This is a genomic window from Tepidanaerobacter sp. GT38 (assembly GCF_021991635.1).
In the GTDB taxonomy this organism is placed as follows: Bacteria; Bacillota; Thermosediminibacteria; order Thermosediminibacterales; family Tepidanaerobacteraceae; genus DTU063.
Genome location: NZ_JAFFJA010000010.1, coordinates 23,370 through 38,459, shown reverse-complemented (window position 1 = coordinate 38,459; position 15,090 = coordinate 23,370). Strand labels below are relative to the sequence as shown.

Below are 15,090 nucleotides of genomic sequence, written 5' to 3'. Positions count from 1 at the left end.
GAATACTCAACAGCTTAATAACTTAGGTGCCTGGCACCGAACGAAATGGCATCGAGAGGGCGACAGCTGATTGAGGTGGCTTCTATCACTTTGTAAAGGGCTTTTGCTGTGTCTAGTGAGGTTAAGCAGGGGATGCCGTCTTCAGCTGCCACTCTGCGTATTTTAAAGCCGTCTCTTTGAGGAACTTTGCCTCTGGTCAGCGTGTTTATTATCATATCGATTTTGTTTTGTCTAAATAAATCTATAATGTTAGGTGAACCTTCTTCCACCTTGTTTACAGGTTCCGCAGAAACACCTGCTGCTTTTAAGGCTTTCGCAGTGCCATTGGTGGCATATATCTTAAATCCTAACTCCCAGAACTTTTTCAGCAATTTTACCGCTTCCTGTTTATCTCTGTCTGCTATAGTGGCAAGTATAGCCCCATCTGTAGGCACTGTTATGCCTGAAGCGGTAAAGGCCTTATACAGCGCCTTTTCAAAGTTTCGCTCAATGCCCAGTACTTCACCGGTAGACTTCATTTCAGGGCCTAGCGAGGGCTCCACCATGTGAAGTTTGGAAAAGGAAAACACCGGGGCCTTTATTGCCACAAAATCAGGTTTCGGCACAAGTCCCCCTTTATACCCTAATTGGTATAAAGTTGCTCCTAAAGCTATTTTTGTAGCAATGTTTACCATGGGAATGTTGGTAATTTTGCTCATATACGGCACGGTTCGGCTTGAGCGAGGATTGACTTCAATAATATAAACCTCATCTTGTTCGACTACAAACTGAATGTTTATCAAGCCCTTTACAGAAAGCCTCTGGGCTATGCGCGTAGTATAATCTACTATTTTCTCCACAGCAGCTTCGCTTAAAGTCTGATGGGGGTAAACTGCAATACTATCGCCCGAATGGATGCCGGCTCGCTCTATATGCTCCATAATGCCAGGAATGAGCACTTCTTTGCCGTCGCTTACAGCATCAACTTCCACTTCCGTGCCGGCTATATATCTGTCCATGAGCACCGGCTTTTCACTGGAAGCCTCTACAGCAGTTTCCATGTAATTTTTCAGTTCATCTAAGCTGTACACAATCTCCATAGCCCTTCCGCCCAACACATATGAGGGTCTCACCAGCAAGGGAAAGCCTATTTCATCGGCCTTGGCCAGTGCTTCTTCTACACTGCGAACGGCACAAGCTTTGGGCCGCAAAATCCCAAGTTCATTTAGCAGCTCGTCGAATTTCTCCCGGTCTTCTGCCAAATCAATAGATTTTACATCAGTTCCTAAAATCCTAACGCCTTGACTTTCCAATGCTGCAGCAAGGTTTATGGCGGTCTGGCCACCAAACTGCACGATAACTCCAAGTGGCTTTTCTCTTTGGATAATAGCCATTACATCTTCAATATAAAGGGGCTCAAAATACAGTCGGTCTGCTGTGGTAAAATCGGTGCTGACCGTTTCCGGATTGTTGTTGATAATTACGGTTCTGTATCCTGCTTCTTTGGCCGCCCATACTGAGTGAACAGAGCAGTAGTCAAATTCGATGCCCTGGCCTATTCGGATAGGGCCTGAACCTAATATGATCACAGTAGGCTTTTCTTCTGCGAAGTTCTCAGCTTTTCCCTCAAAGGAGGAGTAAAAATAGGGTAAAGGCGATGAAGTCTTAGAAGGATATGTGTTTACAGCCTCGTAAGCCGGGAAAATATTGTGCATTTCCCGCAAATTCTTTATGTCTTTTTCACTTTTGCCTGTTAAATCTGCGATGAGCTTATCTGGAAACTGCATGGCTTTTGCCGCTCTTAAAAGTTTCGGTGAGAGGGCTTCATTGGTAAGCCGCTTTTCCATGTTGACGATATTTTGTATATTCTTTATAAAAGCTTTGTCTATTTTGCTCAACTCATATAACTCATCAAGACCCAAGCCCCGGCGCAGGCCTTCGGCTATGGCAAACAGCCTCTCATCTGTGGCCTTTGATATCTTTGATTTAATCGTATTGATATCTGCATTTTTTAGGCCTTTTAGCTGAAAACCTACTAGACCCTGTTCCAAAGACCTGGCTGCCTTCATAAGGGCTCCCTCGATGTTTTTATCTAGAGCCATGACTTCTCCGGTAGCCTTCATTTGAGTGCCTAACACTCTGTCGGCATCGGTAAATTTGTCAAAGGGCCAGCGAGGCATTTTTACAACTACATAGTCCAAGACTGGTTCATAGTAGGCACTGCCCTGATCTCCTGCGGGACTTTTTATCTCATCAAGAGTCAGGCCCGTTGCAATTTTGGCTGTAATCTTTGCAATTGGATAGCCCGAAGCCTTGGAAGCCAAAGCACTGGAACGGCTCACCCGTGGGTTTACTTCAATGACATAGTAGTTGCCTGTTGAAGGATCTAGGGCAAACTGCACATTGCAGCCACCTTCTATGCCAAGGGCGCGAATGATTTTAAAGGAAGCCATTTTTAGTTTTTCGTATTCCTCTCTAGTTAGTGTTTGAGTTGGGGCTACAACTACACTGTCACCTGTATGAATTCCTACCGGATCAATGTTTTCCATGTCACATACGCATATACATTGGTCTTTTCGGTCCCGAATAATTTCAAATTCGATTTCCTTCATGCCAAGCAGGCTCTTTTCCAGTAGAACCTGATGGATACGGCTGAGTCTTAAACCATTGTAGGTTATCTCCATTAATTCTTCTTCAGTAGTAGCCACCCCTCCGCCAGTACCGCCTAATGTGTAGGCAGGCCGAACGATTAAAGGCAGCCCTGCTTCTTTAGCAAAGGCCCTGGCTTCTTCAAGGCTGTGAACTATGCGGCTTTCAGGGACCGGTTCATTTATTTCCTCCATAAGATTTTTAAAGAGTTCCCGATCTTCTGCCTTTTTTATGGCAGTGAGAGGTGTCCCCAAAAGTTTTACACCTTCTCTGTGCAAGATGCCTTTTTCAGCCAGCTCAACCGCAAGGTTAAGGCCTACCTGACCTCCCAATGTTGGCAAAAGCCCATCGGGTTTTTCTTGCCGCAGGATCTTTGCTGCAAACTCCAGTGTGAGGGGCTCTATATATACCTTATCGGCTACATGTGAATCAGTCATTATAGTGGCCGGATTGCTGTTTATTAGAATTACCTCATAACCCTCTTCTCTGAGAGATAGACAGGCTTGAGTACCGGCATAGTCAAACTCTGCCGCCTGGCCAATTACAATTGGCCCTGAACCGATAACCATAATTTTTCTAATGCTCTTATCTTTAGGCATAAAAATCTCCTTCCTCAAAGGGCATAAACTGATAGTATATTTATTCATTGTTTTGTATATTTTATCACTATATTCCAGGTTATTCAATATATTTTATGCATATTTATTCAATTTCGGAATACGTTACATTGCCATCGACGATGGTCATAACCGCCTTGCCTTTTAATTTAAGCCCATGGAAGGGAGTGTTTCTGCCTTTTGAAAAAAACCTGTCTTTATCAACTATCCATTCCCTATTGATATCTATCACCGTTATATCTGCTGAAGCTCCAACCTTCAGCGTCCCCATCTCGAGGCCTAAAACCTTAGCGGGACCTATGGTCATTTTTTGGATTCCCGTATTTAGAGAAATGCCATTTTTTCCTACTACATTTGTCAATATGACACCCAGAGCAGTTTCCAGCCCCACCAGGCCAAAAGCAGCTTGGTCAAATTCCAAATCCTTTTCATCAATATGGTGTGGCGCGTGATCAGTTGCTATCGCATCAATGGTGCCGTCTTTTAAACCTTCCAGCAGCGCATCTACATCTTCTTGAGTCCGAAGGGGAGGATTGACTTTGGCATTTGTATCATAGCCAATCACTGCTTCCTCGGTTAAGGTTAAATGATGAGGCGTAACCTCACAGGTCACTCTGACGCCTTCGCTTTTTGCCTTTCTTATCAGTTCTACTGAACCTTTTGTGCTTATGTGAGCTATGTGAATGGGAACCTTCATTGCCTTAGCCAGTAAAATGTCCCTGGCTACCATTATCTCTTCGCTGGCAGCAGGTATGCCCGCAAGGCCCAGCAACGTAGACACGCGGCCTTCATTCATCTGGCCTCCTTCAAAAAGAGACGGGTCTTCACAATGGTCGATGACAACTTTATCAAACATGGCAGCATAGACCATGGCCTTTCGCATCAAAGAGCTGCTTGCCACCGGCTTTCCATCATCGGAAAAGGCCACCGCTCCTGCCCGGGCCATGTCTCCCATTTCGGTGATTTCCTTGCCTTCTTGGCCCTTTGTCACACACCCTATTGGGAGTACTTTGGCTTTCCCCACCTGGGAAGCTCTGAATTTGACGTATTCAATAAGGGCGCTGTTGTCGATGGGAGGTTTGGTGTTTGGCATACATGCCACCGCTGTAAAACCTCCGGCGGCTGCACTCATGCTGCCTGACTCTATATCTTCCTTATATTCATACCCGGGCTCCCTGAAATGGGCGTGGATATCTATTAAGCCAGGGGTGATTATATAATTTGAAAGGTCGATAACTTCTGCGCCGCTTATTTCAATGTTTTCTTTAATTTCAGCTATGCGCCCGTCAACTACGAGTATATCCCTCATGCCATCTAAATTTTGACTTGGGTCTAAAACTTTTGCTCCCTTTAAAAGTTTTTTCATTCTCGGCTGCCTCCTATCAGGTGATATAATACTGCCATTCTCACGGCAACGCCGTTTTTAACCTGCTGGTTTATGACAGACTGGCTGCCATCTATTACTTCCGATGTCAGTTCAATTCCACGGTTAACCGGCCCAGGATGCAGCAAAATAGCATCTGATTTGGCCAAAGCCAGCTTGTCTTTATTTAATCCGAAAAACTTGGAATATTCACGGATTGTGGGAAAAAGGCCTTTTTGCTGGCGCTCCAGCTGTATTCGAAGGGCTATTACCACATCCGCATCCCTTACAGCTTCTTCAATGATTTCTACGGGCTTTGCCCCCATCTGTTCTATGTCAGGAGGCATCAATGTGCTGGGACCTGCCACAAAAACTTCGGAACCCATCTTTGTAAAGCCGAAAATATTAGACCTGGCCACGCGGCTGTGGAGAATGTCTCCGAAAATAGCCACTTTTAGGCCTGAAAGAGTTCCCTTTTTTTCCTTTACCGTAAACATGTCCAAAAGGGCTTGAGTAGGATGTTCATGGGTGCCGTCACCGGCGTTTATTACCGATGCTGTAACATGTCGGGATAAGTAGCTTGCAGCTCCTGAACTGCTGTGCCTTATTATTACCGCATCTACGCCCATCATTTCTATAGTTTTGGCGGTATCCTTCAAGGTTTCACCTTTTCGCACACTGCTTGCAGAAGATGTAAAGTTGATAGTATCGGCACTTAGGTATTTGCCTGCCAGTTCAAAGGAGGTGCGGGTCCTGGTGCTTGGTTCATAAAACAGATTTACTATGGCCTTTCCACGGAGTGTGGGAACTTTTTTTACATCTCTATCTATTATCTCTTTAAAGGATTCTGCTGTTTCCAAAAGAAGTTCGATGTCGGATTTTTGTAGATTCTCAAGGCCCAAAAGGTGTTTTTGGCTGAGCATAAAGCTCCTCCCTTCCAGTCTTAAAATTTCAGTAAAAAAAACCCTGCCCACGAGGGGCAGGGTTTTTGGTGTAAAGGGAAATTTCAACGCATAAAGATATAAATAGACTATATTATTTTACAAAAAAAGCCTTTTCCGAGGCGGAAAAAGGCATTTGTATCCCTAGTAAACGTAAATGCGCTTAACCTTGCCGGCCTCGCTGGACCAGATTTAAAGGTCTTGCATTGGTTCGATTTTTAATTTTTATTAATATACCACGGTAGACCTATCCTTGTCAAATGTTTTTTGTGATCTTATGTATCTTAAAATATACTTTATCTTCCGTATTTGTTCTATGCTGATGCCTTTTTGGCAAATCAAACCTTATCTTTAAATTGCTGAGGGTCAATTACGCTTATGGGTTCAATAGGTCTGTTTAAGAAACTCGCTCCAACCCGGGCAAATTTTTCCGGATTGCTGCTTACAAAATATCGATAAGTTGCTGGTGTTTCTTCCTGCCTAAGTAGGTTTTTCTCATTTAAAATCTGGAAAACTTCCTTAGCTGTCTCTTCAGCAGGGTCTACCAGCTCAACACCTTCGCCCATAACCTTTCCTATTACAGTTTTTAAATGGGGAAAATGAGTGCATCCTAACACTAATGCATCTATTCCCTGCTCTTTTAGAGGCTCTAAGTAAATTTTGGCAGTATGATAGGCGGCTTCATTTTCCAGCCATCCTTCCTCAACTAATGAGACAAATAATGGACAAGCCTTTGAATGTACACTGATTTGACTATTTAAAGCACTAATTGCGGTTTCATAGGCGCGGCTTTGCACCGTGCGTTCCGTTCCAATTACCCCGACCCTATTGTTTTTGGTGGCATTTACTGCAGCTCTGGCTCCCGGCTCTATAACTCCAATAACCGGCACGGATAATGATGCAGAAAGTTTTTCAAGGCATGTAGCAGTGACAGTGTTGCATGCAAACACAATAAGCTTAACATCCTGACTTAGCAAAAAACTTACGGCTTCCAGGGTATATTGCGTAATAACTTCCGGTGATTTGGAGCCATAGGGCACTCGCGCAGTGTCTCCGAAATAAACTATATTTTCGTTGGGTAGCAACTTCATAATTTCCCTGGCAACGGTCAGGCCTCCAATTCCTGAATCAAAAAGACCGATGGGTTTATTGCCATTATTCACTGTTTATACTCCTCTCCAGTATACATAAACAGTTTTGAAAAAATAATATCATATCTGGCTTTTTAAAACAATAAAAAGGCTTAAGATTTTCTTTTATTTCGGTACGAGTTTTGCCAATTTTTTATCCGTTGCCACAAATATGCTCAAAGCTGTCGGCATAACTGCCGTTATTTTTTCACCTGCTAGATACAGCTTGTTTTCTAAAGTTTTTAGATCATATGCAACGAGTCCTTCTTCAGTACCTATAAAAAATGTGTCTTTTAATGCAATTGGAGAAGTTGTCGGAGCAGCCGGCAATTCTGCTACCCATTTTATGTTGGCACTTTGGAAACTTAATGCCGTAATCTGGCCCTTGTAATTTACCAGGATCATAAAATCCTGATGAAAAGCCGGCATCATATACTCTTCATCGGAAAGCTTTTTTTGCCATATGATTTGCCCAAGTAGGGGATTTATAGCCAAGATCCAGGAATCCTGTAATACTGCAAAGATCTTGCCGTCCCAGAGGGTAAGAGGCAGTTTAACTATATCTGAAATTTTGGTTTTCCAATACAGCTCTCCCTTGTCATCAAGGCAATAGATATTCCTGTCATATGACGCAAAATATATCAGATCATAACCCAATGCAGGTGAAGTGCAAAAAGCCCCATCGGTTCTGTACTTCCACAATACATTGCCCTTTCGGTCAAAGGCGTAAACGGCTCCTCCCGAAGACGCATATATCTTACCGCCACTTGCTGCCACAGATGTTGTAAACACATCTTGATCTATGCTGCATATGCCTTTGCCGGAATACAAGTCAAGCACCTCAATACTTTGCATTGGTACCAATAGCTGCCCTTCAGAGATAACAGGCGGTGCTTCCGGAAATATCCTCGCATTTTTCCAAAGTACCTCTCCTGATATTAAACTAATTGCGAGGATTTGTTTTTTGTAGTTGCTATTAATCTATCAGATGTGGAGTTTAAAGCAACAATTTCGGGAATATTCCAGGTTTTTATAATTCCCAGCTCCGCAGAAATTGAAACGGGCAAATAGCTGGAATAGGCAAAGTCGCGCCAAGGAGTATACCACTTGTTGATGCCGACCCGGGTAAATTCTTTTAATATACCTAGCTCATCATCAGCAACTGTCCCGCTTTGTCGTAAGTTAAAAAACCTTTGAAATTCCCTAACCGCCTCATAGGTCTTATACCCAAATACGCCGTCAACTCGAGCTCGGAAAAAGCCCAAGTGTTTTAAGGCCTGCTGCAGATGGCGAACATCGGTCCCTTTAATGAGAGGCTTTTGTTTTTTTAGGTGACGACTGCCAAAAGCATATTGAGGTAAATTCAAATCTATCACCTACACCAATTAATATCAAAACGTATATATAGTATATTCAGGCCACAGGCAACAGGTTACGGTAAGCCTATATACTGGAATAAATCTATCGTAGATAGTAAATTCTATTAATAACTTAATTACCTATCTATGCAGGCATAAAATATTTGCTATTTACGCTGCTGCGATCAGATTTTGTAGAAGGAGAATTCCATGATAACGCGACGGGAATTTATAAAATTGTGCCTTTCTTCAGCGGCCCTTACCTTATCAGGAGTTTTGCTGCCAAAAGTCGTAGAGGCTTTAGATGAAAGAGGAGAAAAGGTAACGGTTATATGGCTTGAAATGATGACCTGCACCGGTGACTTTCTCTCCTTTGCCAACACTTTAAACCCTGATGTGGAGCAACTCCTAAAAGATACAATAAGGTTGGAATATCAGAACACTTTAATGGCGGCCGAAGGTGAGCTTGCATTAAAGCATCTTTATGATGTGGCAACTCGAGAAGCGGGAAAGTACATACTGGTGGCAGAGGGCACCGTTCCCACCAGAGAAAATGGTTTTTATGGAAATATTGGATATTACCAGGACGGCACGCCACTTACGAATTTGGAAGCGGTAAAGTTTTTGGGTGAGCGTGCAAAGCATGTCATTGCTATAGGATCTTGTGCGTCTTTTGGCGGCCCCTATGCTGCAGATCCTAATCCTTCCGGGTCTGTGCCGGTGCATAAGGTGCTAAAGGGAATCCAGGTCATAAATGTGCCGGGGTGTCCCGCGCACCCGGACTGGTTTGTGGGAACTTTATCCCATGTAATTTTATATGGCGTTCCGAATCTTGATGCCATGGGAAGGCCTCGCATGTTTTACGAGCATACTATCCATGAATTTTGTCCCAGACGGCAGCACTTTGAAAATGGCATTTTTGCAAAATATCCAGGGGATGACGGATGCCTATTTCAAATAGGCTGTAAAGGCCCTGTTACTTACTCCGACTGCCCTACCAGGAAGTGGAACAGCATGCATATAAACTGGCCAATAGGGGCCAATACCCCCTGCATTGGATGTGCCAGCCCTGAGTTTCCCGATCGGATGTCACCGTTTTTTGCCCATTTGCCTGATGTAAAATTGCCAAAGATAAATGCCAACGCATCATTAATCGGCAAGGCAGCAGTAGGCACTGCAGCTTTTGCAATTGGAACTCATGCTATAGTAAGTGCCAGTAAAGGCCGTATTTACAAGCATCTTGTAGAATCAAGTGAAACTAAAGATGTAGGCAAAGCATTGGGAAATATTGTGAAGGAGAAGCTAAATGAATTTGAAAGTTTTGATGAAGACCTGCAGGATGCGGATAAATCTGCATTGATGACCGATGAAAATCCAACAGCAAAGCCCATTGAAGAAAAAAGCTCTAAAAATAGTGAGGAAATAGCCGAGGAACTGGCACCCGGGCCAAAGGTCAAAAAGCCGAAAAAATTAGTCGCCAAGAAGCTCAGGAGGTGATTCTTTGCCTACTAAAATCATCAGCCCAATAACTAGGCTAAATGGATTTTGGCGAATAGATGTAAATATAGAAAATGGCCAGGTCATTGATGCATATTCCAGCGGAATATTCTTCAGGGGAATTGAAAAGATTTTGCAGGGCAGGGATCCAAGGGACGCTGTTTATTTGACGGAGCGCATATGCGGTATATGTTCTACAGCTCATAGTATGGCAGCAAGTCTTGCCCTGGAAGACGCTTTTAAGATAAAACCTCCCCGAAACGGCATCATTATTAGAAATTTGATTTTTGGAGCAGATTTGCTTCAAAACCACATTAGACACTTTTACTTTTTAACAATACCGGATTTTGTGCGAGGGCCCGATAGACCCCCTTTTACGCCGCGATATGAAGTAGACTATCGGCTGTCAAAAGCTGAAAGCGAAAAGATTTATGAAAATTATTTGGAAAGCATACATATATCTCGAACTGCTCACGACATGGTCACCATATTCGGCGGTAAAATCCCCCACAATCACGGCATTTTGGCAGGTGGCGCTACCGTTACTCCAACCGGTGACAATATACGCATGTTTTTGTCAATGCTTTCCCGAGTGCGTAACTTTATTGAAAATAAGATGATGGCGGATCTGGAAAAAGTCGCCACAGCTTACGAAGATTATTATAAGATAGGCATCGGTCACGGAAATTTAATGGCGTTCGGTATGTTTCCGCATCCGGATAAAAAGGATGCTTTTTACTTTAAGCCAGGGGTCATAATCGGCAGCAAACAGGAAAAGTTAGATGCCAATTCAATCACTGAGCATGTAAAGTATTCCTGGTACAAAAATTCTCCACCTCTTGAGCCCCAAAAAGGGGAAACTCAGCCTGATACCAACAAAAAGGAGGCATATTCCTGGGTAAAGGCCCCCAGGTACAAAGGCCATTCGGTGGAAAGTGGTCCCTTGGCAAGGCTTATCTTAAGCGGCTATTACGATGGCGGCTACAGCACCATGGACCGGATCGCCGCCCGTGTAATTGAGGCCAAAATAGTAGCACAAATGATGGAAGAATGGTGCGGGGACGTGGAAATAGGAAAACCGGTATTTACTCCATATGACATACCACAAGATGCAGAGGGAATCGGAATGGTGGAAGCTATGCGAGGGGGCCTGGGGCATTGGATGAGGTTGAGAGCCGGCAGGATAACTCACTATCAGATAATTACTCCATCTGCGTGGAATTGTTCACCGCGAGATGACCGGGGCATACGAGGACCCGTAGAAGAGGCTCTGGTAGGCACACCTATAGAAGATTTTGACCAACCCATAGAAGTTGGACGAGTAGCCAGAAGTTTTGACCCGTGTCTTGCCTGTGCCATACATATGATTGACATGAAAGGGCGGGAGAATTACATTGAAATCCTCTGAGGAACTAAAGCGGACACAGCCTGAACCTTTGAAAACTGTACAAAGCACTTCAGCTTCATATGTAAATATACTTTTATATCCGCTACCAATTAGGGTTTTCCACTGGGTACTCGTGGCGAGTCTGTCTCTTACAATAATCAGCGGTCTGATGATAAGCTTTGCTTACGCCCTTTTCCCCATGAGGACCATAAGGTTTGTGCATATATCCGCGGGATTTGTGGCCTTTAGCATCGTGCTGTATCGCCTGGGATATGCTTTTGTATCTGGCGACTATATCAACTTTTCCATAAAACTTAAAGATTTTAAGACTTTTCCTGAGCTTGCCAAATACTATCTTTTTTTAAGACAAAATCCGCCGCCCTTGAGAACTAAATACAATATTGGGCAGAAAATCACTATACTGTCTTGGCTAATCGGCATCTTTTATCAAACGTTTGCTGGTATAATGCTGTTAAACCCAGCCTTTGTATCAAAAAGCACTGTGCTATCTATCATGTCAAAGCTGATTTTGCCGCAGCAGCTTCGAACTACCAAATATTTCATCTCTATCTATTTTATCATGACAATTATGCTTCACATATACCTGGCCCACACTGAGGATATTGCCAAAAGCCAATCTATACTTACGGGGTGGGTAAGGGTTAAAAGAAAAGGTAAAAACCAGGGTTAAAAGAATTACCCTGGTTTTTTGTGCGTCTTCAGGAGTACTGCTACTTCTGTGGGTTGCCATTTTGAGCGGCAAGGGCCTTTTCCGCTTTTTCAATGGCAAGTCTCACCAGATTACCGCAATTTCTGGATGAAACTTCTCCCCATCCTTTTGTCGCCACCGTATCAGCCACACCAAGTTCCTTAGCCAACTCATACTTAAGGTCCTCAGACATGACACTACGACGACGAGCCATGAGCATACCTCCTTATTTTTTTAACGCACCATTATTATGTTGCCTTAAGCAATGTTTTTTATGATGGTAATTTCTAAGCAGTTTTTTTGACTAAATTTTTTTGATAGTATATAAAAACCGGCAGCGGTATTACAATCCAACCAAAACTCTTAATCAGACTGTTTTTTGCCCGAAGAATCTGCTTTTCTTTCTCTGCTCTAACCATGTCATCGTATTTTTCTCTCAGCTCTTCTTCAGTAAGTTTTACCGAGTCCTGTTCAGAACCTGTCATATCTTTCCTTTCCATTTCGAACCTTTTATAATCTTCAAAGGATTGGTAATAAGGAGTGGGAACTAAAATATCCGCTGCTGCCATAAAGGCAGATACGCTGCCTCCGATGACCATCATTAAAGTGGCAAATAAAACCAAATATACATAAGCATTTTTTATCACATCTTCTCCTCCTTCACTATATTCGCTCTTTGCCGATACAACAGCCACAACTACACATACAAGAATAGCGAAAATTAATACGGGAACAATCATAGAAATCGCCATAACTCTCAACTCCAAAAGATTTTTTAGATTGTTTTTTGCTTTTATTATACCTTATCAAGATGAACTTTGATAGTATCCATAAATAAAATAGATTTATTACAAAAATGTGACAAAAGATAAAAAAAGGTGTCTAAACTATAAAAAAATAGTTACGACACCACTTACTTCTAAACCACTTCTTTTATTCTCTCGTAAAATTTAACCGATTCTCTATCTGCCAGTACCATTATTGTCTTTGCTTCTGGGTCTTGAGTGCCCTGCAGATGACACCCTTCGGCAGTTAGTGTTTTGGCATATTCTATAATTTCTTTAGTTATGCGTTCACCGGGACAAATGATTGGGATTCCAGGCGGATAAGCCATCAGCATTTCTGCACTTATCTCCCCTTCTGCTTGCTCTAAAGGAACTACACGCTTTTCACTGTAAAACGCAAATCGAGGTGAAACCACCACTTCTTGATTTTCCGGAAGTTCCGTTGTTATTTTTACAACGTTTTTATTGCCGTATTTTTGTGCAATGTCTTTGATCGCGTTTACCAACATATTCATGCTTGCTTCATTGTCACCTATAGAACCTACTGCAAGCACATTGTATAAATCGGAAAGTTCCATTTGGATATGGTACTCATACTTTAATATCTTTTCCGTTTCGAAGCCTGATAGCCCTATTTCTCTTAAATTTATGGCAATCTTTGTGGGATCAAAAGCAAAACAGCCTTCAGTCCCTTCAACTTCCCTGCCCATAACGTAAATGCCCTTTATCTCATTTAACCGCTCTCGTGTTCTCTCACAAAGCTCGATAGTCCTTTGCAGCATTTGCCTGCCATTTAAGGCTATTTGCTTCCGAGCAACATCAAGGGAGGCCATCAGCGGATATGAAGGACTGGTTGTCTGGGTTAAATTGATGACACTTTTGACCTTTCTGTCATCTATCAAATCGCTTTTCACCAAGAGGATGGAGCTTTGAGTCATGGAGCCCAATAGTTTGTGGACACTAGCAGCACTCATATCGGCTCCAGCCTCCATAGCCGACATCGGCAAATCCGGATGAAATCCTAAATGAGCACCATGGGCCTCATCCACAATAACAGGTTTGCCGTAAGAGTGGGCTATTTCTACAATTTGACGAAGGTCAGAAGCGATGCCGTAATACGTGGGATTTATTACAAAGACCGCTTTAGCGTTTGGATGTTCCACCAAAGCCCGTCTTACACTCTCCGGAGTGATACCCATGGCTATCCCCATATAGTCATCAATTACTGGTTTTATATAAACCGGCCGCACACCGCTTAATATCAGGCCTCCAATTACTGAACGGTGAGCATTTCTTGGAATAATGATTTCATCACCGGGTCCTGCCACCGACAATATCATAGCTTGGATGCCTGAAGTAGTACCATTTACCAGAAAATGAGCATAATCTGCCCCAAAAGCACTAGCTGCCAAGTCTTCTGCCTCATGTATTACTCCTAAAGGATTACAAATGGTATCCAAGTCCAAAAGCCCTGAAGTAACATCTATAGACAATATATTTTCCCCTACAAAACTGCGAAATTCAGGTATACCTTTACCGCCTTTATGACCGGGCACATGAAATGGTACCGTCTTATCTTCCACATACTTCTTCAGTGCGGCAAAAAGCGGGGTTTTTTGCTGCTCTTCAAGCTTCATCCGGAGTCACTCCCCTTTCTATGTTAAGTCAAATATCAAACAATACAATTAAAGCACAAATTTTGTCTGATTTCAATAGTATAAATCGTTTTTTATTGGTTATATCAGGTTGTTTTAGCTATATTGCATCGACTCATCAGTATCTTGTAGTAAATAGAGATAAAGATACATATTTATAGAAAAGCTAAAAGCCCGACAAATAAATGCCGGGCTTATAGTTTCTGTTAAAGTGGTACTATCTTGGATTTGATGTTATATTGAAAAAGCAAGTTTCACGGCCTTGTTGAGCTTGCCTTTTGCCTCTTGCCACAATTCTTGCACTTTGAAGCGAATTTCTACAGCTCGGTTACTGGTAGCCCTATGATTTTTTATAGCTTCCAGCTCCTGCTCTGTTAAGTATTTGCTCATAGCCGCAGTTGCCTCATCTTCTGACTGTCCCTGGGTTATATCTACGAAACACAGTGGTGGAAACAGCACACACCACCAGTTGGCACCTTTGCCGCTGCCTATAATTACCCGGAGGGCTTCATATTCTCCGGCAGGTAGGGTTACATAGCCATAAGTCCTCACTGGGAAAGGAAATTTGCCATATATTGCTTTGACATCGTAGTCTTTGCCGTTTTTTCTGATTTCCCGTCTTGCTATTTCCTCAATATATTTAAGATTATCCTTTATAAATCTTCGTGATGAATTTATATTATCCATATGTTCAAATTCGCTGCTGAGGGCAGATATGATAGCATCTCTTACTTTAAGTTTTAACTGTTGATCTTCAGAAGAATCGCTATTTGCAATGACATGAAGCCTTATGAGTTTATTTGACAGCTCTTTTGCTGTAATTTTAGCACTATCATCTATACCTCCAGCCAGGCCGCTGGTGCTTATAATTGCACAAAGCATTGAAAGTATCAATATCCCCAATGTTACTGTGAAGATTTTTTTTAGTAATTTTGCCCTATATATCACTTTGTCCTCTCCCCCATAAATAAGTTTGTTATTATTATTCCCATAATCGGCCTTTATAATCAGCGAATATCT

The 15,090-nt window shown here is 42.6% G+C and carries 13 protein-coding genes; 3 read left to right on the top strand and 10 right to left on the bottom strand.

Features of this window, described 5'->3' with window-relative positions:
• Nucleotides 1–14: 14 nt before the first annotated feature.
• The 6 genes from carB to JT739_RS02090 form a co-directional block, all read right to left on the bottom strand.
• On the bottom strand, nucleotides 15–3,227 hold the full coding sequence (carB, locus tag JT739_RS02115) for a carbamoyl-phosphate synthase large subunit (RefSeq protein ID WP_237659437.1): 3,213 nt from the start codon (nucleotides 3,225–3,227) through the stop codon (nucleotides 15–17).
• 103 nt (nucleotides 3,228–3,330) lie between these two features.
• Nucleotides 3,331–4,611 (bottom strand): dihydroorotase, encoded by a 1,281-nt coding sequence (locus tag JT739_RS02110; protein ID WP_237659436.1) that lies wholly within the window; start codon nucleotides 4,609–4,611, stop codon nucleotides 3,331–3,333.
• Nucleotides 4,608–5,531: an aspartate carbamoyltransferase catalytic subunit gene (locus tag JT739_RS02105; protein WP_237659435.1), complete on the bottom strand. Its 924-nt coding sequence runs from the start codon at nucleotides 5,529–5,531 to the stop codon at nucleotides 4,608–4,610. The genes JT739_RS02110 and JT739_RS02105 overlap by 4 nt, the downstream gene beginning before the upstream one ends.
• A gap of 356 nt (nucleotides 5,532–5,887) precedes the next feature.
• Nucleotides 5,888–6,712: a glutamate racemase gene (gene murI, locus JT739_RS02100; RefSeq protein ID WP_237659434.1), complete on the bottom strand. Its 825-nt coding sequence runs from the start codon at nucleotides 6,710–6,712 to the stop codon at nucleotides 5,888–5,890.
• 93 nt (nucleotides 6,713–6,805) lie between these two features.
• Nucleotides 6,806–7,585 carry a PQQ-binding-like beta-propeller repeat protein gene (locus JT739_RS02095; protein WP_237659453.1) on the bottom strand — a complete coding sequence of 260 codons (780 nt, stop codon included), beginning with the start codon at nucleotides 7,583–7,585 and terminating at the stop codon, nucleotides 6,806–6,808.
• Between the two features lie 32 nt (nucleotides 7,586–7,617).
• On the bottom strand, nucleotides 7,618–8,046 hold the full coding sequence (locus tag JT739_RS02090) for a peptidoglycan-binding protein (RefSeq protein ID WP_237659433.1): 429 nt from the start codon (nucleotides 8,044–8,046) through the stop codon (nucleotides 7,618–7,620).
• Nucleotides 8,047–8,247: 201 nt separating this feature from the next.
• Here JT739_RS02090 and JT739_RS02085 point away from each other — a divergent pair, with 201 nt between their 5' ends.
• From JT739_RS02085 to JT739_RS02075, 3 genes are read left to right on the top strand one after another with little or no spacing between them, the layout of a single operon-like run.
• Nucleotides 8,248–9,534, top strand: a complete 1,287-nt coding sequence (locus JT739_RS02085; RefSeq protein WP_237659432.1) for a hydrogenase small subunit — start codon at nucleotides 8,248–8,250, stop codon at nucleotides 9,532–9,534.
• Between the two features lie 4 nt (nucleotides 9,535–9,538).
• Nucleotides 9,539–10,942 carry a nickel-dependent hydrogenase large subunit gene (locus tag JT739_RS02080; RefSeq protein WP_237659431.1) on the top strand — a complete coding sequence of 468 codons (1,404 nt, stop codon included), beginning with the start codon at nucleotides 9,539–9,541 and terminating at the stop codon, nucleotides 10,940–10,942.
• A complete protein-coding gene (locus JT739_RS02075; protein ID WP_237659430.1) occupies nucleotides 10,929–11,612 on the top strand; it encodes a cytochrome b/b6 domain-containing protein in 684 nt (227 codons plus the stop codon). Before JT739_RS02080 ends, JT739_RS02075 begins: the two co-directional genes overlap by 14 nt.
• A gap of 40 nt (nucleotides 11,613–11,652) precedes the next feature.
• On the opposite strand, the gene JT739_RS02070 is transcribed toward JT739_RS02075, so the two are convergent.
• The 4 genes from JT739_RS02070 to spoIIR form a co-directional block, all read right to left on the bottom strand.
• Nucleotides 11,653–11,844, bottom strand: coding sequence for a small, acid-soluble spore protein, alpha/beta type (locus tag JT739_RS02070; protein WP_237659429.1), 192 nt, complete (start codon nucleotides 11,842–11,844; stop codon nucleotides 11,653–11,655).
• Between the two features lie 73 nt (nucleotides 11,845–11,917).
• Nucleotides 11,918–12,382, bottom strand: a complete 465-nt coding sequence (locus tag JT739_RS02065; RefSeq protein ID WP_237659428.1) for a hypothetical protein — start codon at nucleotides 12,380–12,382, stop codon at nucleotides 11,918–11,920.
• Nucleotides 12,383–12,549: 167 nt separating this feature from the next.
• On the bottom strand, nucleotides 12,550–14,052 hold the full coding sequence (locus tag JT739_RS02060) for an aminotransferase class I/II-fold pyridoxal phosphate-dependent enzyme (protein WP_237659427.1): 1,503 nt from the start codon (nucleotides 14,050–14,052) through the stop codon (nucleotides 12,550–12,552).
• A 252-nt stretch (nucleotides 14,053–14,304) separates the two neighbouring features.
• The gene (spoIIR, locus tag JT739_RS02055) at nucleotides 14,305–15,018 is read right to left on the bottom strand and encodes a stage II sporulation protein R (RefSeq protein WP_237659426.1); all 714 of its coding nucleotides are present in this window, start codon (nucleotides 15,016–15,018) and stop codon (nucleotides 14,305–14,307) included.
• Nucleotides 15,019–15,090 lie beyond the last annotated feature (72 nt).

Bases quoted from the DNA above. Each gene is read 5' to 3' on its own strand.
- carB (WP_237659437.1), bottom strand. From the start codon at position 3,227: ATGCCTAAAGATAAGAGCATTAGAAAAATTATGGTTATCGGTTCAGGG.
- JT739_RS02110 (WP_237659436.1), bottom strand. From the start codon at position 4,611: ATGAAAAAACTTTTAAAGGGAGCAAAAGTTTTAGACCCAAGTCAAAAT.
- JT739_RS02105 (WP_237659435.1), bottom strand. From the start codon at position 5,531: ATGCTCAGCCAAAAACACCTTTTGGGCCTTGAGAATCTACAAAAATCC.
- JT739_RS02085 (WP_237659432.1), top strand. From the start codon at position 8,248: ATGATAACGCGACGGGAATTTATAAAATTGTGCCTTTCTTCAGCGGCC.
- JT739_RS02070 (WP_237659429.1), bottom strand. From the start codon at position 11,844: ATGGCTCGTCGTCGTAGTGTCATGTCTGAGGACCTTAAGTATGAGTTG.
- JT739_RS02065 (WP_237659428.1), bottom strand. From the start codon at position 12,382: ATGGCGATTTCTATGATTGTTCCCGTATTAATTTTCGCTATTCTTGTA.
- JT739_RS02060 (WP_237659427.1), bottom strand. From the start codon at position 14,052: ATGAAGCTTGAAGAGCAGCAAAAAACCCCGCTTTTTGCCGCACTGAAG.